At 43.8% G+C, this 20,151-nt stretch carries 19 protein-coding genes; 5 read left to right on the top strand and 14 right to left on the bottom strand.

The window, feature by feature from the left end; all coding sequences use genetic code 11:
- Positions 1-107 precede the first annotated feature (107 nt).
- Positions 108-482 (top strand): 2Fe-2S iron-sulfur cluster binding domain-containing protein, encoded by a 375-nt coding sequence (locus ABLT31_RS23695; protein WP_367756386.1) that lies wholly within the window; start codon positions 108-110, stop codon positions 480-482.
- A 299-nt stretch (positions 483-781) separates the two neighbouring features.
- Here the strand turns inward: ABLT31_RS23695 and ABLT31_RS23690 are convergent, their stop codons facing one another.
- From ABLT31_RS23690 to ABLT31_RS23665, 6 genes are all read right to left on the bottom strand, one after another.
- The gene (locus ABLT31_RS23690; RefSeq protein WP_367756384.1) at positions 782-2,329 is read right to left on the bottom strand and encodes a solute symporter family protein; all 1,548 of its coding nucleotides are present in this window, start codon (positions 2,327-2,329) and stop codon (positions 782-784) included.
- 207 nt (positions 2,330-2,536) lie between these two features.
- Entirely contained in the window at positions 2,537-4,087 is a 1,551-nt protein-coding gene (locus ABLT31_RS23685) for a solute symporter family protein (RefSeq protein WP_367756382.1), read from the bottom strand.
- Between the two features lie 5 nt (positions 4,088-4,092).
- Entirely contained in the window at positions 4,093-4,437 is a 345-nt protein-coding gene (locus ABLT31_RS23680; protein WP_367756380.1) for a DUF485 domain-containing protein, read from the bottom strand.
- A gap of 146 nt (positions 4,438-4,583) precedes the next feature.
- Positions 4,584-5,333 carry a LytR/AlgR family response regulator transcription factor gene (locus ABLT31_RS23675; RefSeq protein WP_367756378.1) on the bottom strand — a complete coding sequence of 250 codons (750 nt, stop codon included), beginning with the start codon at positions 5,331-5,333 and terminating at the stop codon, positions 4,584-4,586.
- Positions 5,334-5,349: 16 nt separating this feature from the next.
- Positions 5,350-7,092 (bottom strand): LytS/YhcK type 5TM receptor domain-containing protein, encoded by a 1,743-nt coding sequence (locus ABLT31_RS23670; protein WP_367756376.1) that lies wholly within the window; start codon positions 7,090-7,092, stop codon positions 5,350-5,352.
- A gap of 118 nt (positions 7,093-7,210) precedes the next feature.
- The gene (locus ABLT31_RS23665) at positions 7,211-8,401 is read right to left on the bottom strand and encodes an ornithine--oxo-acid transaminase (RefSeq protein ID WP_367756374.1); all 1,191 of its coding nucleotides are present in this window, start codon (positions 8,399-8,401) and stop codon (positions 7,211-7,213) included.
- A gap of 180 nt (positions 8,402-8,581) precedes the next feature.
- On the opposite strand from ABLT31_RS23665, the gene ABLT31_RS23660 reads away from it, so the two are divergent.
- Positions 8,582-8,839 carry a PAS domain S-box protein gene (locus ABLT31_RS23660; RefSeq protein ID WP_367756445.1) on the top strand — a complete coding sequence of 86 codons (258 nt, stop codon included), beginning with the start codon at positions 8,582-8,584 and terminating at the stop codon, positions 8,837-8,839.
- Between the two features lie 20 nt (positions 8,840-8,859).
- Here ABLT31_RS23660 and ABLT31_RS23655 read toward each other — a convergent pair whose 3' ends face one another.
- The 5 genes from ABLT31_RS23655 to ABLT31_RS23635 are packed head-to-tail and all read right to left on the bottom strand — an operon-like array spanning position 8,860 to position 14,203.
- On the bottom strand, positions 8,860-9,969 hold the full coding sequence (locus ABLT31_RS23655; RefSeq protein ID WP_367756372.1) for a GerAB/ArcD/ProY family transporter: 1,110 nt from the start codon (positions 9,967-9,969) through the stop codon (positions 8,860-8,862).
- Between the two features lie 21 nt (positions 9,970-9,990).
- The gene (locus tag ABLT31_RS23650; protein ID WP_367756370.1) at positions 9,991-11,103 is read right to left on the bottom strand and encodes a GerAB/ArcD/ProY family transporter; all 1,113 of its coding nucleotides are present in this window, start codon (positions 11,101-11,103) and stop codon (positions 9,991-9,993) included.
- Positions 11,104-11,128: 25 nt separating this feature from the next.
- Positions 11,129-11,356: a hypothetical protein gene (locus ABLT31_RS23645; protein ID WP_367756368.1), complete on the bottom strand. Its 228-nt coding sequence runs from the start codon at positions 11,354-11,356 to the stop codon at positions 11,129-11,131.
- Between the two features lie 4 nt (positions 11,357-11,360).
- Positions 11,361-12,587 carry a Ger(x)C family spore germination protein gene (locus tag ABLT31_RS23640; protein WP_367756366.1) on the bottom strand — a complete coding sequence of 409 codons (1,227 nt, stop codon included), beginning with the start codon at positions 12,585-12,587 and terminating at the stop codon, positions 11,361-11,363.
- A 14-nt stretch (positions 12,588-12,601) separates the two neighbouring features.
- Complete coding sequence (locus tag ABLT31_RS23635; RefSeq protein WP_367756364.1) at positions 12,602-14,203, bottom strand: spore germination protein; 1,602 nt, start codon at positions 14,201-14,203, stop codon at positions 12,602-12,604.
- Between the two features lie 176 nt (positions 14,204-14,379).
- Between ABLT31_RS23635 and ABLT31_RS23630 the strand changes: the two genes are divergently transcribed.
- Positions 14,380-15,444: a YheC/YheD family endospore coat-associated protein gene (locus tag ABLT31_RS23630; protein WP_367756362.1), complete on the top strand. Its 1,065-nt coding sequence runs from the start codon at positions 14,380-14,382 to the stop codon at positions 15,442-15,444.
- On the opposite strand, the gene ABLT31_RS23625 is transcribed toward ABLT31_RS23630, so the two are convergent.
- The gene (locus tag ABLT31_RS23625) at positions 15,441-16,148 is read right to left on the bottom strand and encodes a glycerophosphodiester phosphodiesterase (RefSeq protein WP_367756360.1); all 708 of its coding nucleotides are present in this window, start codon (positions 16,146-16,148) and stop codon (positions 15,441-15,443) included. The two genes, ABLT31_RS23630 and ABLT31_RS23625, sit on opposite strands and share 4 nt — an antisense overlap.
- Positions 16,149-16,215: 67 nt before the next feature.
- Here ABLT31_RS23625 and ABLT31_RS23620 point away from each other — a divergent pair, with 67 nt between their 5' ends.
- On the top strand, positions 16,216-18,093 hold the full coding sequence (locus ABLT31_RS23620) for a transglycosylase domain-containing protein (protein WP_367756358.1): 1,878 nt from the start codon (positions 16,216-16,218) through the stop codon (positions 18,091-18,093).
- Between the two features lie 48 nt (positions 18,094-18,141).
- Here the strand turns inward: ABLT31_RS23620 and ABLT31_RS23615 are convergent, their stop codons facing one another.
- Complete coding sequence (locus tag ABLT31_RS23615; RefSeq protein WP_367756356.1) at positions 18,142-18,606, bottom strand: DUF5366 family protein; 465 nt, start codon at positions 18,604-18,606, stop codon at positions 18,142-18,144.
- A gap of 218 nt (positions 18,607-18,824) precedes the next feature.
- Positions 18,825-19,112 (bottom strand): 2Fe-2S iron-sulfur cluster-binding protein, encoded by a 288-nt coding sequence (locus tag ABLT31_RS23610; RefSeq protein ID WP_367756354.1) that lies wholly within the window; start codon positions 19,110-19,112, stop codon positions 18,825-18,827.
- Positions 19,113-19,328: 216 nt separating this feature from the next.
- Here ABLT31_RS23610 and ABLT31_RS23605 point away from each other — a divergent pair, with 216 nt between their 5' ends.
- Positions 19,329-20,006: a TerC family protein gene (locus ABLT31_RS23605; RefSeq protein WP_367756352.1), complete on the top strand. Its 678-nt coding sequence runs from the start codon at positions 19,329-19,331 to the stop codon at positions 20,004-20,006.
- Positions 20,007-20,151: the final 145 nt, after the last annotated feature.

Here is a 20,151-nt window from a genome sequence, read left to right as displayed (position 1 = left end):
ATGTGGTAATCGTACTTCAATCCCGCCGAATTTTCAATATAATATAATCGCATTTTGTTTATTCTAAGAACCATGTTATGATGGTTGAAAATTGACGGAGGTAAACTATGCAAAAACGGCCGTTATCCGTTGGTTCCCTAAAACCTAATAGCAAGCAACCTGCGATATCCTTGAGACAGATCGAATTGCCTAAGCCAATGGTGCCAAAATCCCCACCTAAGCCTAAATCAATTGTAAAAGTATCTCAAAACAATTCAACGTTCATCATCGAATCTCAACCAAAGCAAACCCTCCTTAATGCTGCGCTAAATCAGGGTTTTCCTATCGACTACAAATGCACAAAAGGAAGCTGTGGCCGCTGCACCGTCAGGATTTGGGAAGGGAAAAACTTGCTAAACTCACCTACCGATAAGGAAAGAGAAAAACTAAAAGAATCCATCCAAGCCGGTTATCGCTTAGCCTGCCAGGTGATGATGGAGTAAAAAAGCTTGTGTTGAATAATTGGAAAAACGTCACTTAAAATCAAACAAAAACATGGGGGAATAATGGGAAAATCTCCATCTAATTCAGCTCTATCCCATCATTTTTGCGTTTCACCGCCATTCGTGGCCGTTTTTCCACTTAAATGCAAGATAAGATACTGATTTTGAAGTTTAATTGGAGAATCTCCACCTACTTCAAACCCAGCACCCTACCTTTTCAAATCTATAGAGGCCAACGCCAAAAAAGGCTGATCCCCAAAAATCGTCTTTACCGACCTTTAGGGACAGCCTTCTCTTCGTTATTTAGGTTCTGGAGATTGTCCCCCCTTATTCTCCAATACCGTCCCTGTGTGAGCCCGAAAAAGCAACTCATCGTACTTATCCACATAACTCTTCCCGCTTGAAAGCAGGGTCCCTATATACGCTCCTAAGAACCCAAGAGGAATGGAGACAAGCCCTGGATTTCTTAATGGAAAGATTGCTTCGGCACGGATAAGACCCACTGCAGGATCCATGATATTCGGGCTGAGGATAACTAGTACGACCGAAGCGATCAAGCCAGTCAGGATCCCCGAAATGGCTCCCACAGGATTAAAGCGCCTCCAAAACAAACTTAACAAAATTAGAGGGAGATTCGCTGCCGCTGCAACAGCAAAAGCCAAAGAAACAAGAAAAGCTACGTTCCATTTTTGCACAGCAATGGCCAATACGATAGAAGTCATCCCAACAACAGCGGCAGAACACTTTGCTGCAATCATTTGTTCTTCTTCAGATGCTTGTCCCTTCCGAATGATCGTGCTATAAAAATCATGGGCAAAAGCAGATGACGCGGACAATCCCAGCCCCGTTACAACGGCTAGAATCGTGGAGAAAGCTACAGCTGAAATAAAAGCCATGAGAAAATCTCCGCCAAGAGCGTGAGCAAGCAGAGGAATAGCCAGATTCCCTCCTTGCATTTTCTCCCAAGGGACAAACACAGCTGCACCAAAGCCGAGAAACACTGTCATGAGATAGAAAAAACCGATGACCCACGTGGCGGTAACTAAGGAATGGCGCGTGGTCACAGCATCCTTTACGGTAAAAAACCTCGTAATAATATGCGGCAAACCAGCCGTGCCCAAAATAAGGGCTAACTGAAAGGAAATGGTTTCCAGCGGATGTTTAAGCTCATTCCCCGGCAGAAGAAACCTTTCACCCAATGGAGTTGCTGTATTCACATAAGTGAACATTTCAAATACGTTCCAGTGAAATCGGGATAAAACAATGAGACTGATGATGATGGTTCCGGATAGAAGCATGATGGTTTTGATGATTTGAACCCAGGATGTGGCTACCATGCCTCCAAACACAACGTAAACGGTCATGAGCAGCCCAACAATCAATATAGATATAGAGGGATCCAGATCTAAAAGGAGGTGAATGAGAGCCCCGGCTCCTACAAGCTGAGCAATCATATAAAAAATAGAAATCGCCATCGTATTCATCGCGATCATCCCACGAAGCCCCTGATGATCAAAGCGTACCGCTATAGAATCCGCTAACGTAAACTTGCCTAAATTGTGCAGAGGTTCAGCCACAATCAGCAACAAAACCAAATAGGAAACTAAAAACCCTATCGCATAAAAAAAGCCATCAAACCCATAGAGCGCTATCGTACCTGTAACCCCTAGAAACGAAGCCGCACTCATATAATCACCAGCGATAGCCAATCCATTTTGCATGCCCGTCAACCGGTTCCCCGCTACATAGAATTCGTTGGTGGTTGTCGTCCGTTTTACAGCGGAATACGTAATGGCTAATGTTCCAACCAGGATCGCCAAAAAGAAAATTACCCCTGATATATTCATGGAATTGGACCTCCCCCAGAATAGTCCAGTTTTATCTCATTATAACAACACTTCCAGGGGTTGTACCAGAAAACTTGGATGACGCCAGCTTGAGTTCTGCGTCAACAAGTTTTCCTCGTGCTGTCCAACTAGTATAACGAAGGTATAGTTTCTGACAGTATAAAGAAAATTTACTGTTTCTTGCGAGCAGTAAGTTTTCTTTGAATATTAATGGTTAGCCACTTCAGCCACACCATAACCAGTATTGGATTTAACTAGAATTTCATCGTACTTCTTACTATCAGCCTTAGAAGACGATAGAATGGTTCCAAGATATGCAGCGATGAAACCTAGCGGGATAGAAACAATCCCTGGATTGGATAAACCGATGATAGGATCTCCTACTAGGATGGCTTTACCTACTTCCGGATTCCAAACATTCGGCCCTAATGCAACGATAAGCAAGGAGCTCAATAAACCTACCAGCATTCCCGTAACCGCACCCGTTGTATTGAACCTTCTCCAGAAAATCGTGAAGATGATAACAGGCAGGTTGGCACTCGCTCCCACAGCAAACGCTAACGCAACAAGGAAAGCTACGTTCAAGCTTTGGGCAAAAAGTGCTAAGATAACAGATAGAATGGCTACCCCAATCGAGGCCCAACGTGCAGCCAACATTTGTTCCTTTTCACTCGCATGACCGCGCCGAAGGATATGACTATAGAAATCGTGAGCGAAGGCAGAAGCCGCAGAAAGAACAAGTCCCGCTACAACCGCTAGAATCGTAGCAAAAGCAACAGCGGATACAAAAGCAAACAAGAAATCTCCGCCAAGCGCTTGAGCAAGCAATGGAGCTGCCATATTCCCCGCTTTGTCAGCAGCCAAGATAGTTTCATGACCTACAAACGCTGCAGCGCCAAATCCTAAGAAAATCGTCATGATATAGAAAATACCGATGATCCATGTAGCTACTACAACCGATTGACGAGCTGTTTTTGCATCTTTAACAGTAAAGAAGCGAATTAAGATATGAGGTAATCCAGCCGTCCCCAATACAAGAGCTAAGTTAAGAGAAAGCGTCTCGATTGGATCCTTATATTTATTTCCTGGATTTAAGAAAGCATCCCCGATAGGCGTAGCCGTCTTCATGTGTTCAAACATATTGGTAAAACTGAAACCGAACTTCGCAAATACAATCACAGAGATCACAAAGGTTCCAAGCATAAGCAGTACGGCTTTTATGATTTGAACCCAGCTTGTCGCCGTCATCCCGCCTAGTACCACGTAGATCGTCATCAGCGTACCCACGATTAAAACGGAAGTCGTGTAATCAAGTCCTAGTAATAATTTAATAAGTCCACCGGCACCAACTAGCTGCGCAATCATGTAAAAAATAGAGATAGAAATCGTGTTCAAAGCGGCTACTCCGCGGATCTTCTTATCATTGAAACGAGCGGCAATCATATCGGCCATGGTGTATTTCCCTAAGTTACGAAGCGGCTCCGCTACGATGTACAATACAACCAAGTAGGCCACAAGAAATCCGATACTGTAGAAGAAACCATCGAATCCCACTAAAGCAATCGTCCCCGCAATCCCTAGGAAAGAAGCGGCAGACATATAATCGCCTGCGATAGCCAATCCGTTCTGCCAACCAGTTAATCCTCCCCCCGCTGTATAAAAGTCACTCGTAGATTTCGTTTTCTTGGAGGCAAAATACGTGATGACAAGGGTTCCCAATACAATAATCAAAAATAAACTAAAGGCTGTTGTATTCACGTTTCTTACCTCCCCTTATTCATATCATCCAAAATCTGTTTTACATCTTCGTCGAACTTCTCTGCTTTTTTAGAGTAGAGGATGCACAATGTCCAGGTCATTATAAATTGGGCAAAAGCAAACACCCAGGCCCATGTTACAGGTCCAAATGCCGACTGGTTTAGCACCTTGGTGTAAGAGGTCATCAGAGGCAAGCTAAAGTAAAAAACAAAAAAGAAAATGGACAACGGTACAATGAATCCGTTCTTACTCTTCATTAGCTTTTTAAACTTGGTGGATTGGACAATTTCCGTGTAATTTACCGTCTGCTCCCCATCGTTAGGGATGGATAATTTTTTCGCCTGACTCATCTTTTATTCATACCCTCCTTCTTTGTGTAAGCGCTTTACAGTCATTATATATAAAAGGTTCCTTATATTATAAAAATTTGCGCGAAATGTTATTTTTTATGTTTGAATAGCAAAAACCCAGCCTCAGACGGCTGGTCCAAAAAGGCTTATCTTTGCAAGCGTTGTAATAGCTCTTTAGCGGAAGAGCGCGAAACAGGGACCTGCGTTCTCCTTCCGTCATTCAGAACCAAATTATACGTTCCGTTAAACCAGGGAATGAGCTCCAATACATAGTTCATATTGACTAAGAAGCTGCGATGCGTTCGATAAAAGGCATAGCTGTTTAGCTTTTCCTCCATTTGCTGCAGCGTCATTTTTGACGTATAAACTTGGTTTTTCGTGTGAATTTCAATCACTCGCTCTTCCCTTGAGGCATAGAGAATAGATTCCGGATCTAAGACAATCAAGCGTTCTCCATCATCCACCAGGAGCTTGGATACTTTGGAGGATGTCTGCCCAGAGACAGGAACAGAAATTTCAGTAGAACCTGCTTCCCCGATGCGGGATCGAATGCGCTGTAGCGTTTGCTTTAAACGATGGTGGTCATATGGCTTTAGCAAATAATCTACGGCATCCAGATCAAAAGCTTCTACAGCATAATCGTCATGAGCTGTCGAAAAGACAATAAACGGACAGTTTTTACGGGAAGACAGCATCCTTGCCGCTTGCAGCCCTTGCATCTCTGGCATATGGATATCCAGGAAAACGACATCCGGCTCATGCTCCTCTACCAGCTGCAAAAGCTCCATCCCGTTTGCAGCACTTGGAAGCACCTCAATCCCTTCTTGCTCTAGCAAATACTTTAGCTCTTCTCGAGCCAAGCGCTCATCCTCTGCAATCATCGCTCGAATTTTCATTATGAACCCCTCTCCTCTATTTGGCGGCATATGGAATGGTAAAGGAAATACGGCATCCTCCGCCTTCTCTATTTTTGAAATGCAACCTAGCTTCTGGTCCAAATAAACTAATCAATCGCTGATTGGCATTATGAACACCAATTCCGTTTCCTTCCTCGCTTTTCACTGACGTTTTTCCGAGCTGTTCCATGACATGCTCTGGTATCCCGGACCCGTTATCCTCCACACTAACCTTTACCAGGTCTCCTTCCCGTTTCAATTGAATTCGAATTTCCCCGCCATTTGGCTTTCCTTTCAGCCCATGATGAATGCTATTCTCCACAAGCGGCTGCAAAATAACGGGAGGAATCAATACATCCTCTAGCCCTTCCTCCATCTCACAGTCAATAACAAATTGATCCGCAAATCGTATTTTTATAATCTCAATATAAGCTTGGAGATGGCCCATTTCCTGTTTAACCGGGACAAGCTGAGAGGACACCATTTTAAGATTAAGCCGCATATATGTCCCTAGCTGTACCGTCACATGGCGGGCAAGCTGGGGATCTAGCCGGATCAGCGTATTAATGGCATTCAAGGTATTGAACATAAAGTGCGGATGAATTTGAGCCTGCAAGACTCTCAGCTCCGCATCTTTCATCAGAGTGGCCATGTTTTCCGCCAAGGCCAGGTTTAGTTGGTTGGATATCAGCGTTCCTAATCCCCGCGCCAAAGCTTCCTCTACCTTCGTGATTTGCTGTGGTCTCTTGAAATAGAGGGCAATAATCCCGGATACTCGACCGGCTTGGATAATGGGAACTTTAATCGATGCACCTAGCGGGCACTTAGAGTCCCTGCATTGAATTTGGTTTCGGTGATGAGCGATCTGTATCTCTCCTGTACGAATCGCTGTTCGTGCCAGTTCTGTTTGCAGCTTCTCACCTGGCAAATGATGATTGGATCCAATACCCACATGAGCCAAGATATAATCCGTATCTGTAACCGCTACCGCAGCAGCCTTCAGCTCCCTCTTCAGCAAATGCGCGGTAGCAAGGGCTGTTTCCGGTGTGAGACCCTTCTTTAGGTAAGGCAGGGTAAGCTCGGCAATTTTTAATGCGCGCTGGGTTTCAAAAGCCGCAGAGCGCTCTTCCTCATGTAAGGCTACACGGATCATCATCGTAAAAATGGCAATAGATACGCTATTGGTCAGAACCATAGGGATGCCTATCGTATTCACCAGCTCAATAGCCGCTTCTGGTGGATAAGAAAAAATTAAAATGAGTCCCATCAATAGGATAGGAGCAAACATCCCGATGAATAAGGCCTTGGATGCGGTAATAACCCGTTCATGAGAAAAGAAACGGGCAATCCATCCTGCAAACAAACCTGTAATCGGTGCCGATAATCCATTGGCTAAAGCTGTAAATCCGCCTAAACTGTATAAATGAATCCCTGTAATCAATCCTGCTCCTACACCTACCACAGGTCCGCCGAGCAATCCTCCAATTACAACCCCGACGAGGGCGGAATGAGCGATCCCTTGGTTCTCTTCCAGTGTGGTAATCCAGAACGAGGAGATCAGTTGATCCTCTGCCACAACAAGTCCCGCATAAATTCCCGCGCTCCCAAATGTACCAAAAATGATGGAAAAGTAAAGGGAAGTCCGAATGCTCACTTCACGGTCCAACAGCTGCCTAAACAATGGAATCCGCGTCAAAATAAACGTTAGAATCAAGAGAATTCCCATTCTCTCAAACAAAAGCAAGGTTAACTGCTCCAAATTCAGTCCCCCTTACATTACACTAACGCTATTATAGCAAGTTTGTTTGGAAAAGAGGCAAGATTCTCATGAAAAAGAGAGAATCCTTTTGGGAAAAGGGTCCTCTCGTCTTTACGGCTTATGCTTGCAAAACCTGTTTGATTCGTGCGATCGCCCAATCCAAATCCTCTTTTGAAATATTAAGCGGCGGTGCAAAACGGATGGTCGTCTCATGCGTCTCTTTACACAGCAGTCCTTTTTCTTTTAACTGTTCACAATAAGGCCTGGCTTTCTCTTGAAGCTCGACCCCAATGAATAATCCTCTACCTCTAATTTCTTTAATCACAGGGTTCTGGATTTCCTTTAGCTGATCCATAAAATGCTTTCCCAATTGCAAGGATTGGTTTACTAAATCCTCTTCCTCTAGAACGTCCATAGCTGCAATCGCCACAGCACAAGCAAGTGGATTTCCGCCGAAGGTGGATCCATGGGAGCCCGGATTGAATACGCTGAGTATTTCTTCATCCGCTGCTACGGCTGAGATGGGAAACACCCCGCCGCCAAGCGCTTTGCCCATGATATACATATCCGGTTTCACGCCCTCCCAATCACATGCAAACAGCTTCCCTGTTCGACCAAATCCCGTTTGAATCTCATCGGCAATAAAAACAACACGATTTTCCTTACACAGCTCATAGGCCCCTTTTAAGAAGCCTTCTGGAGGCATCAGAATCCCGGCTTCCCCTTGGATGGGCTCAATCATAATCGCTGCTGTATTGGGGGTAATCGCTTTTTTCAGCGCATCTAAATTGCCGTAAGGAATGATTTTAAAGCCAGGCGTAAAAGGACCAAACCCTCGCTTATATTCCTCTTCAGAAGAAAAAGACGTCACTGTAATCGTCCGTCCATGAAAATTTCCCTCAAACACAATAATCTCCGCATGGTTCTCAGGAACCTTCTTTACTTCATAAGCCCATCGGCGAACGGCCTTGATTGCTGTCTCAACCGCTTCTGCTCCTGTATTCATCGGAAGAACCATCTTCTTTTGCGTCAGGCCGGATAGCTTCTCATAAAATTCCCCTAATCGGTCATTATGAAAGGCACGGGATGTCAATGTTACGCGGTCTGCTTGATCTTTTAGCGCTTGGATAATCTTTGGATGGCGATGCCCCTGATTCAGGGCAGAATAAGCGCTAAGCATATCCATATACCGATTTCCTTCCGGATCTTCTACCCAAACTCCTTCTGCTTTAGAAACGACAATCGGAAGGGGATGATAATTCCTTGCCCCGTACTTTTCGGTTTTCTCAATAATAAAAGATGTATTCACAAAGATGGCCTCCTCTAAATGATTGCTTGCTAAAAAGTTCTCTCCTATACTTTATGCAATTTATTGGTCAACCTAACCAACAGCAAAAATTATTAGCTATTTCTGGTCCAAGCTCCAAGGTTTAAGCAAATTTTCTTTGCACTTCATCCATGGTAAAATAGGTAGGAAAGAGGTGGGACTATTTTAGAAAATGAAAGCATTTTGGAGAAAATTCTCGATGAGGTCAATGAAGGCGTCCATGTGATTGACGAACAGGGAAACTCCATTTTATATAACCGAAAAATGGAAGAGATTGAAGCGATGAATAGAGAAGATGTTTTACAGAAAAACATAACCGACGTCTTCCAATTTCAATCGGACCAAGACAGTACTCTTTTGCACTGCAATATCGGCTCAGAAAATACAGAGAGTAAAGAGAGAAGAAGCATCACGACATGACTGGTGCTTCTTTCGCCTTTCTAAAATCGATGGGATCTTTTAAAGATTTTTTTTCGCAGAATTGCTCCTATCCATAAGGTTAAAGGGATGAATGCACCGAAAAAAGGATATACATTCTTTAGAACAAAGCTACCCTGGACCCAATGCCCTACCATGCTCTCTGTAAAAAATATCGAAATCATAAGTACCACGATTCCCATCGGGATAAACAGCTTGTTTTTCGAAACGGGGAACACGTTCGCCGCCGCAACAACAGCAACATAAATATAAATCGTGATCTTAAAAAACACATTTACGATGATGGTAACCATAACAAAGGCGTCTAACCGCTGAATGACATCTCCCACATTGATTTTTTGAGACATTTCCATAAATGGAAAAACAGATCGGTCTGCCTGCTCTACCCCCAACACAGCAACCTCAAGGCTGTGAACCATGGCCAGAAACAACCCAGTCAGGATAACCCCCAGCAAACCCACCTTTAGCCCTTGTTTAGGGTGGTTTAAGTAGGGCAGAATCATCGTAAAACAAACCATTTCCCCGAAGGGCCACATCCAGGTTTGCTGCATTGTTGTCTTCAAGATTGTTTTCCATCCAGGTTCAAGCACAGGAAGCAAATTTTCTCCTTTTACTACTCCAGAACTAAATAAGCCTATAATTGCAAGGATGGTGATAAAAAAAAATAGGAAAATATACATTTCTCCCACACGGCTAATGACCTCAATCCCGTTGAAAATGGCATAGAGAACAACCGCCACTAGCATGATACCTAGTACCAACTTGGGGGTTTCCCCATAGCTCAGCGAAACCAATTCGATTCCATCCCTTACATTCCTTGACGCTCCATATAAAAAAAAGGACATATAGGAAATGCTAATGAATTGACCTATAGGTCTTCCGAAAATCCTTTGGCTATAGGCTGTTAAGGGAAGATTGGAATATTTTCGGTACAGGTCATAATAAATAAGGTACAAAACCACACCTAGTGCCATTCCCAACAGAATGGCCAACCAAGATGCTTGTTTTGCCTCTCCGCCTAGGGTAAACATCATGGCTGTCCCGATGCCAAAAAGCAATTGTAAAGTAAAGAATTGGTAAAGTGTTATTTTGGCATTTTCCACACTTCTCACACCCAACACGTTTTGTTTGATTTAGCTCCCCTTCTTCAACGCACCCTTCCTTTTTCGAAAGTGAGCAACCAATAAAAGCAAAAAGGGAATTCCCAAGCCGATCGCCATGGAGTAGGGAACAAAAACTATCTTATCAGCATAGCCCATATATACCGTATTCGGATAAACCACTAAAGAGAGAACAATCATGATCAATCCCATGGGAATTGTTAAGGTCCGGTAACTTTGAAGTCTCAAGATTTGCGCGAGACCTGTAATACTGGAGTACAGATAAAGAGTTGCCTTGAAATAGATGGAAAGCACCCACATCGCTGCAACCAGCGCTTCGATCCTTTGCAGAAACTGGGCGATTTCAATTTTCTTGGCCAGAGCATATGTCGGGAACATTTGACGCGCTGCAAGGTCCGGACCTAGAACGATGATGCAAAGAGCTGTAATGATAACAATAAAAGAACCGCCAACCCATGCTGCATGAAGAAAAGCTTTTGATGCTTTTTGTTTATTGTTAATGACTGAAGGATAAAACATAAGGAAGACAATGCCTACAAACCCAGAAGTCGCTGCCAATGGGATGGCAGCTTTCAGAACAGGTTGAATCCCATTTTCAAGAACAGGCATAAAATGGCTTAACTCGATATCAGGCAATACGCTTAATACAACCACCAGGTACATCCCTACAAACCAAGGGATTAAGATTTCAGCCGCCCGAGCCACTGTCTCTAGACCCAACCGGATTCCCATTATGATAACAATGGCAAATGTCGCATTAATAAATTGGATGGGGGTTTCGGTCATGATTTGAGTAACTATAAAATTTCCGACATAGAAACAGAGTGAAGCCGCATTATGTATTCCAAAATAAATAAAGTTTAAGGAAATAAATCCACCCACCCATTTTCCCAAAACGTTTTCGCTAAATTCTACAAGGTTTTGATCACCGAACTGCTTCCCTAAAATGGTATACAACCACACGACAAGCAGGGTAAAAATAATCCCCAGAATCGCGGCTATCCAAGCATCTTGCTTCGCATCAGCTGCCAATCCTGCTGGAACTAATAATATCGATGTTCCGATGATGAAAAAGAGGGCAAGAAGAAAAAATTGGGAAACTGAAATTTTAGCCTTCCCATCCATAAGAGCCATCCACCTTTTTTGTGTTTTATTCCACCTTCAACCATTCACCAATAGGGGAAAAGATCACGGCAAGTCCTTCATTAGGATTCGGAATGTTCACCCCCAACACTTCCGCTATCATTAACCCCGTTGCTATGGCCATCATGACTGAAAATGCCCAGAGATCCCTCTTGCTCCCCTGCTTCATCAGTGGCTTTAACTCCCACGCAAACAGGATAGCCGATAAGATAAGGATTCCTAAAACACCAAACATCGGTTCACTTCTCCTTTTCTAACTCATTGAGGAAAGAATCTCCGACGGTACCTGTGCGGCGGATTTTAAAATCAGCTTTGCCTCTTATTTCAATTTTTGTAAATATCTTCTCCCAATCATTCTTTACCTTCTTCCAATAATCTGGATTTTCCCTATGGACGACTTCTCCAAAGCCGAAGATATCGGCCTTATATTTCTTTTGGACAGCCTTTACTACTGTTTTTATTTCTTGTTCCATTTGATCATTTAACTGTTTTTCCAATTGCCTGACGGTTTCGGTCTTAGATAAATCCAGCTGTGCACACTCAACCTCCGCCAAACTGCCTTCAGCCTCAATCTTAACCTCGATTATCGGCTTTCCTTCATCAATGCGGGCCTTCACGTTTTCTTTTGTACGGATCACTTCATAAGCAAACTCCTCTTGTTTATTGGTTCTTTTCGGGCATGGCAAAGAAATGACCGTACTAAAAACGTTTCCGATAATATAGTTATATACTTTAGATTCGGGTTCACTAAGCCAACCTACAAGTTTGCCATCTTTAAGAACAGCGATGTCGCTAACCGTAACTCGAGTAGGGACATCGGTACTTTCAAGGTTTGCCGGCTTGCTCCCTTCCTCTGGATTTCCGTTAATTCTAATTCCAGTTATAGCGGGTTCTTTTCCCTTGCTGACCAAATCACTAATTAGTTTATCCAGTTGAACGGTACCTGCTGCTGCCCAGGCTTTCTCCGATGTTTCCAGAATCTCGAAGATATTATTGGCAGGAATTTTCTCCAAAGGAGTTAACACTTTCAATGCATCCGCCGCTTTGCCCCCTTTTGCTAACACGATGTAAAAGTCTGTACGGAATTCTTGTCCTCTTGATATAAAATCCAGAGCCTTTGCCAATCCTTCTTTGGCAAACTCCTCCCCAATGACTAGTACCCGGATATGAGCAGCATAAATCTTTCGAGGGACAATTTTCGTTACTCTTCTACTGGCTTCAAATACCGTTTTTCCTTTACCTTGATACATTGTCACTGGAGTAGCAGTGCCTCCCCCTCCCCCTTTGCTCGAAGCAACTTCACTGGGATTGACGACCTGATGCGTCACCACGTATTGATCACCTTCTTTATCAATCCCCATGGCTAAGGATATGGCTAGCTGATCTAATTCTCTTCGATTCCAGCAGCCCGTCAGAAACATGATGCAAATCATGGCTAAACTAAGAAGATAAGCTGTTTTTCTCATATACACTTTCTCCTTTAATTCTTCTGTTTCCTGGGCTTTGGTTTAGGTGTCGGCGGACTCCCCTCACGCACTATATTTTTTTGGCTGAGTAAACGAGGTCTCGAGAACATCCCCCACCACGGGACACGCAGGATCATATCCTTCTGATCTTCCATTATTGCGGGAGCGAAGGGGGTCATATAAGGCACACCAAAAGATCGAAGACTGCACAAGTGCAACACTAAGGCAATCAGACCGATCGTAATCCCATATAAGCCAAATGAAGCCGCAAGGATCATCAGAAAAAATCGTAGGATCCGGACCGATATGGCCATATTGAATGCAGGCAGCACAAAACTGGAAATTGCCGTAATGGAAACAACGATGACCATGGCAGCAGAAACGATTCCCGCTTCTACAGCGGCTTGACCGATTACCAGCGCCCCAACAATAGAGACCGCTTGTCCGACGGCCCTCGGCATCCGCACTCCCGCTTCCCTCAGGATCTCAAACGTGACTTCCATCATTACCGCTTCTACGAAAGCGGGAAAAGGCACCCCTTCCCTTTGGGCTGCCAGACTAATCAGCAGCTGCGTAGGCAGCATTTCCTGATGAAAGGTCGTAATTGCGATATATAAGGATGGTGCTAAAAGAGCAATAAAAAACGAGAAATAGCGCAAGATTCGCAGCAAGGTTCCTATGTCTGCCCGTTGATAATAGTCTTCCGCTGCTTGATAAAACTGGCCGAACAAGGCAGGGACAATTAAAACGAAGGGAGTTCCATCTACCAGGATGGCTACTCGGCCTTCCAGCAAAGCGGCTGCAACAGTATCGGGACGCTCGGTATGATACACCGTAGGAAATGGGGTGTAGGTTTCATCCTGGATCAGCTCTTCAATATAACCACTCTCTAGGATGCCGTCGATATCAATTCTATCTAAGCGGATTCTGGTCTCTTCGATGACCTTTTCATTCGCAATCCCTTTAATGTACATCAGGGCGACATCCGTTTTCGTGATTCTCCCTACTTGTCTATCTTCTACCCACAATTTAGGGTCTCTAATCTTCCTTCGAATAAGGGCTGTATTTGTCCGCAGAGTCTCCGAAAATCCCTGCCTGGGACCCCGTATCACCGTTTGGGCAGAAGGCTCCTGCACTCCGCGGTCTTCCCACCCCCTGAGCGAAACGACCAAAGCCTCTTCATAACCGTCTACTAAAACCAGTGTATCTCCGGATAACAAGGCATCGAGAATCTTTTCATATTCACGCTCTTCTCTTACAGAGCCAATCGATAACGCGTAATCCTTCAGAAGGCCGATGACATCTTTTCCGAACGCTCCAATCGAACTGATTTCCGTGTTCCGAACCTCAATCATCAAATTCTTCATCAAGTATTCATTTACCGCTTTGGAATCTGCTAATCCTTCTGTGTAGAGCACTGCCAGGTGAATCGCCCCATCTTTACCCAAAGGAAATTCGCGAACCGCTATATCCTTGCTGTAGCCGGTAACATCTCGAATCTTTTGTATGTTTTGTTTCAGATTCGGTTGAATCGGTTGACTTGATTCATTTTCCGAATGGGGAGTTGCTGTCGAATCCCTACGAAATATTTTTTTCACCATATTCCGCAATCCCATGTTTACACCTCCCTTTCCTGTTATATTTTCACAGAACAGGTGGGATTATGTACCAAAAAACCGCAATCAATGGTCTTAATCCCCTTGAATGCGATAATAAATTGGGTACTCGCCCTTCTCCCTTTTTCAAAAAGGAGAATATAGTAGAATAAGTCATTCCACAGTCAGGTGATCGAATGAACATCAGAGTGCTTGGCATCATGGTTCATCAAGTCAACGACCTTCGGCGATACCTGCCTTTTGTTACCACCGCCTTGGAAGAAGGCTTTGCTTCGGTTATTGTTTATACCCCAGATGACGTAGACTTACATCATCCTGTTATCCGCGGGTATGTCTATCAACTCGGGAGATGGGTAAAGCAAGACCACCCCTATCCTTCCATCAGCCATGATATAGGCTATTACTCAGGCTCCGATACCCTCCAAAAAGTTAAAGCAATCAAATCCCATCCCCAGCTGCCCTTTCTCGGATATGGATTGGGAAACAAGTGGAACATCCATAAGCACTTGATCAAGTCTCTTCAGCTTAAACCTTACCTGTTGCCCACAGTCCCCGCGCTCAACACCAGTACCGTTATGCAAATGCTCAAGAAACACCGCGCTGTCATGCTTAAGCCACTTAACGGATCCAGGGGAAAGGGCATCATGAAACTTTCATTCGACGAACACGGCTATACACTGGAAGAAAACGAGAAGCTGCAGCAACATTTTTCAGAGGCAGAATTCCGATTGACTATTGCAGGAATCCTTTCGAAAGAAAGGTATCTTGTGCAAAAGTGGGTGGATATCCGTGATCAGAATGGCTCCGTCTTTGATATCCGGGTCCTTATGCAAAAAAACGGATCCGCCCGCTGGGTATTAACCGGAATGGGCGTTCGACAAGGCAGTCAAGAAAAGATTACCTCCAACTTAACGGGTGGAGGCCAAGCCTTTCCCGTTCTGCCATTTTTGAAAGAACAATTCTCCCCATCAGTTGCCAAAGAGCTCCATTCGAAGCTGGAGCGAGTTTCTTACCTGATTCCGAGCTTTCTTGAACGGTCTTATGGAAAAAGATTGGTCGAACTCGGCTTAGACATCGCTATAGACCGCACGACGAAAATTTGGATCATTGAAGTAAACATCAAGCCAGGAAGAACCCTGTGGAAAAAGATATCAGACATGGAAGCGGATCGAATCAGCTTGCGCCATCCCATTCAATATGCAAGATACCTCCTGGATAAAGAAAGTAAAGGGGCCTTTTAAAGCCCCTTTACGAAAGGAAACATCCGCTCCGGATGATTGGTGCAGATTTGAATTTTGGGATGCATTTTCATCACTCTTTCGATCATGTTCGCCTCGTTAACCGTCCAGGCAACTAACGAGTATCCTTGAGAGATCACCTCTTCCGCATATCTTTGGGTTAAAAATCTATAATCCATGGAAAGGATCGATGCCCCCGCCTCTCTTAATTGCTCCCTAATAAAAATGGGCATTCCGCTAAAGATTAATCCCGTTTTCACGCGAGAACCCAAAGCCTTTATCTTACTGATCACGATATGATCAAAGGAGGTCATACATACTTCATCTTCCATCTGGTGGTGCTTCACGAGATCCAAGACTTTTTTCTCAATGCCTGGGTATAGATCCCCTGCCGTCTTAAGCTCAATATTGACGTAACATCTTCCTTTCGCAGCGGCCAAAACCTCTTCCAGTGTAGGTATTCTTTCCCCATGCCCTGCATCAAGCTGGGACAGCTCCCTATACGTAGATTGATAAACAAATCCAGTTCCATTTGTTGTCCGGTCTAAGGTAAAATCATGTATGACGACAGGGACACCATCCTTCGAGATCTGCACATCTAATTCAACCGCTTGAATGCGGGGTTCCTGAAAAGCCAGCAGAAACGCCGCCATCGTATTTTCCGGTGCTCTTCCCGACCAGCCGCGGTGGGCCATACATACGTTCATGTCTCTTGCCTCCCATTAAGTAATGTTGTTTATTCTACTATGATATAGGGAAAGGAGGAAAACCGAAATGAAAAAGAGTATCGGCGTTTTGCTGATCCTTCTTTGTCTGTTACTTTATTCGGCTCTTTTCGTCCATATTCTCGAGGAAAGAAAGGTATCCCGGGACTTCTCCCAAAGACTGAACAGCGTGATTAAGCCGGAAAACATTAGTCTTCCTACCAACAGTTTTATCTATGATCAATATGGAGCTTTATTTGAGGAAGTGATACCAGATCAAAACCGCCGCTATATATCTTGGGAAGAGATCCCTTTTAACGTCATCCACGCGTTTATAGCTACGGAAGACCAGCACTTCTTTGACCATAAAGGGTTTGATCTTTCTGGGATTGCGCGTTCTTTTCTGGTCAACGTGAAAGAGGACGATATTGCTCAGGGCGGAAGCACCATCACCCAGCAGCTCATTCGCCACTTGTACCTCAATCATGAAAAAACGGTCGATCGCAAGCTAAAGGAAGTTCTCCTCGCATATCAATTGGAAAACAAGCTGACCAAACAAGAAATCTTAGAGCTCTATATTAACGCGGTATACTTTCATAATGGGGTCTATGGAATTGAGGCGGCCAGCCAATATTACTTTAGCCGTCCGGCTTCTCAACTCACTTTAGGTGAAACAGCTTTTTTATGTGCCATACCGAATAATCCTTCTTATTACAATCCTTTGCAACACATGGATCATACCCTAGAACGACAAAAATGGATCCTGCAAAAAATGCTAGACATGCAATTTATAACATCAAGCCAAATGAAAGAGGCCAGTCAGCAGGCTATTCGACTTAAAACAGGACAAGCTAAGCATCTTTATGCCGATTACTCCACTTATATTTTCCATGAACTTGCTGAGTTAGTCTCCGTCCAGGAAGGGTATAAGGCGGCTTTGAATCAAGGATTAGGGAAAGAAAAAGAAGCCATTCAACACGAATTGAATGAACGGGTCAAAGAACTTCTCCATAAAGAGGGGGTAATCATCCATACCGCACTTCACCCCCAGGTGCAGGAAAAAGCCAAACAAGCCTTGCTTAAGCATGTCCCTCAAAAACACATCGAGGGAGCCATTGCGGTTATCGATCATGAAAAAAATCAAATTATTGCCCTTATTGGCGGAAAGGACGTACCTAGGCTTGGCTTTAACCGTGCCTTCCAAAGCTACCGCCAGCCTGGTTCAGCTATTAAACCGCTTCTCGTTTATGCACCATATCTCGATAACCACTCGGTTTCCATTCACTCCATGGTTCCAGCGGCAAAATTTTGCATCGGTAACTACTGTCCAAAAAACTATGGCGGCAGGCAGTACGGCAAAGTCTCCTTGGAAACGGCGTTCAAGTATTCACTGAACACAACTGCGGTAAGGCTGCTTAATCAGGTGGGCATTGAAAAAGGGTTTACGTATCTAAATCCTTTTTCCTTTGCTAAAGTTTCAAAGCAAGATCATCGGCTGCCTGCGGCCCTTGGCGGATTCACCTATGGCATGACTCCTCTTGAGCTGACCAATGCCTATACCACTTTTGCCCATCATGGGCAGTACACGCCGGCTCGAGCGATTACCAAAGTGACAGATCGAAAGGGAAACCTGCTTTATCAGTGGGAACAATCCCCTGCAACCGTTTGGAGCCCTGCAGCCAACGGAACCATGCGTCTGCTTTTATCCAAGGTTGTTCAGGAGGGAACCGCGAGAACGGCAAGCTTTCCTTCAGCTTATATTGGGGGAAAAACAGGAACAACCGACCAAGTCAAAGACCTTTGGTTTGTAGGCTTAACTGATCGGTTTACAACGGGGATTTGGTTAGGAAGTGATCAGCCAGTGAGTTTGGCTGCAGTTGAAAAAAATCACCCTCACTTGCGGGCTTGGAAAGAACTTATGCACTATGTTACCACCGAAGTAAAATAAGGGTATCTCAAAACAAAGTGCCAAGCACTTTATATTGCGACAACCTTTTTAAATTCCAATGCTTTTCATTAAACCATTATACAACTTAAGCCCAACGTAATAGATCACAGATAAAAACGAGACCCAAAAGAACACATTCATAAATATAATCCCAACCTTCCTGAAAGGCGTAAATTGTTCTTTTAGCTTATGCAGCAAAAAAGCAAAAACAACAAGGTTGGCCAAAATATACAGGAAGACAAGAATCCAAAATGATTTAACAAAAAAAACGGCGGCAAGGCTGTGAATCAAATAAAAAAGCCCTCCCGAATGCTGGAGAACCGAAGGATGGGTATCATCTTTCGAAAAGAAATAGACAGAAATCTCCAGCATCATATCTGCAATCAGTTTAACCGAAGAAAACAGCATAAAATAAAGCAAAAATAAGGCAAACCACAAAATTAATTTAAAATGATTCTTTGAGAAAACCTCCATAAAGCTTTGGTAAATCCCGAGGCTCGATAATTGCTGCATAAGGTACATTTCAGCATTTATGGAGAAAGCCGTACTAAAGAGAAGGATGGAAAAGAATGTTAGATAATGGATGAAGTAAGGAACGGTCTTCAATTTCCTTCACAGCCTATCTTAAATGGTTTAGTCCTTAATTACTATACAAATAAGAAGAGCCCCTGCCAAGTCAAAGATAAACGGGACTGTTCCTTATTTAGGAACAGCCCCGTTTTGTTTTCCTTCTATTCTTGTTTCAATTCTACGTCATCTTGGATAAATAATTGGCAGCACAAGCGGTACCCCTCTTGCAACTGTTCCTTCAGCATTTTTTCTTCTTTCCAGTTAGGCGGCGCCAACGCTTCAGCCCCATCTAAGACTTGTACCTTGCACTTGGTGCACTTCCCCATTCCACAACCGTACTTAAGATGCGGGAATTTTTTAATCCCAGCTAATACAACGAGGTTAGCATTCTCCTTTACCTCTTGTTCATAGACCTCACCGTTTCCATAATGAAGTTTAACCTGTGGCATCTCTTCATCCTCCTTATTTATCTATATTGTGAGCCTTTTCATTGTTATATATATACCGTGTAAACCATAATAACTCTCTTGGTATACAATATACAGTATTCCGATAATTAATTCAATACTTTTTCTTAATTCCATAAGACCGTTTTTTGGTAAGCGTCTAGTTTCCAGTTTGGGATACACTACTTTTTACAGACATCAACAATAGGAGTGATAGTGATGGACTTCTTTTCTACAGAATTTTTATCGGCGTTACTGGCTATTGTCGTTATCGATTTAGTGCTTGCAGGAGATAACGCGATTGTCATTGGAATGGCCGCTCGCAACTTGCCAAAGGAGAACCAAAAGAAGGTCATTATCTGGGGTACCGTAGGCGCCATCGTGATCCGAGCCCTTGCCACCCTTGCCGTTGTCTGGCTGTTGAAGATACCTGGGCTCCTTGTTTCAGGGGGACTTCTCCTCATCTGGATCGCGTATAAGCTTCTTACTGATGAAAAGGATCATGAAGATGTCCAAGCTGGTAATAACATCTTTGCCGCCATTCGAACCATTATTATTGCTGATACTGTCATGGGGTTAGACAACGTATTAGCCGTTGCTGGAGCTGCTCATGGCGACTTTTTGCTTGTTGTCATCGGTTTAATTATCAGTGTCCCTATCATGGTATGGGGAAGCACCATGATTCTTCGCTTAATTGAACGATTTCCTGTCATCATCTATATCGGTGCAGGTGTACTTGCGCTAACTGCTGCGAAAATGATTGTCAAAGAACCCTTTTTATCGGCATACTTTGCTAACCCGGTGATTAAGTGGGGCTTTACAGCCATTGTCATTATAGGAGTCTTATTTGCCGGTATCAAGAAAAAACAGGCTAATGCCATGAAATCGGCAGCATAAAGAGACTAGTTTCGACTAGTCTCTTTCTCTTCATATGCTTACGAAGCCACTTCCAAATCAGCTGAAGGAGAGTAAATTTCTAATTGAATCAAAAACCCCTCTTATCCCTCAGTTCCTGAGACTAAACACCTAACAATATACCCAT

The sequence above is a fragment of the Ammoniphilus soli genome (assembly GCF_040813775.1).
Note: the sequence above shows the minus strand (reverse complement) of the source record. Positions and strands in the feature narration are given on the sequence as shown.